Source organism: Leucobacter sp. PH1c (assembly GCF_000633415.1).
Classification (GTDB): domain Bacteria; phylum Actinomycetota; class Actinomycetes; order Actinomycetales; family Microbacteriaceae; genus Leucobacter.
On sequence record NZ_AYMV01000068.1, the window covers coordinates 1 to 625 of the forward strand.

Here is a 625-nt window from a genome sequence, read left to right on the forward strand (position 1 = left end):
GCGGTCGTCGAGGGCCTCGCCGCGGCGGTCGACGAGCCCCCACGTCGCCGCAGCCGCGATGATGAAGAAGGCGGCGAAAAGCGCGAACGTGAAGCCCGTGCCGGGCCCCGCGAGCAGCACCGGCACGAGGAGCGGCGCCACGATCGACGCAATGCGGCCCACGCCCGCGGCCCAGCCGGCGCCGGTGCCCCGCATGGAGGTCGGGTAGATCTCCGGCGTCACGGCGTAGAGCGCGCCCCACGCGCCCAGGTTGAAGAACGAGAGCGCCATGCCCGAGGCGATGATCGCGGCCTCGGTGTGCACCGTGCCGAAGCACACCGCGGAGACCGCCGAGCCCACGAGGAACACGGAGAGCGTCGGGCGGCGGCCCCACTTCTCGATCAGCCAGGCGGCAACGGCGTAGCCGGGCAGCTGCGCCAGCGTGATCACGAGCGTGAAGCCGAAGGAGCGGACGAGGCTGAAGCCCGCATCGACGAGGATGCTCGGGATCCAGATGAACGCACCGTAGTACGCAAAATTGACGCAGAACCAGATCGCCCAAATCGCGAGCGTGCGGCCGCGGAACTCTCGCGACCAGAGCCCCGCGAGGCGTGACCCGCCCGAGCGCGCGACGGGCGCCGCGGGC

At 71.8% G+C, this 625-nt stretch carries 1 protein-coding gene; it reads right to left on the minus strand.

All coding sequences use genetic code 11. The annotated features are described in order from the left end of the window. Positions 1-625: MFS transporter (locus tag U874_RS0113930; protein ID WP_025135146.1), on the minus strand; the 625-nt coding region annotated here is incomplete at both ends.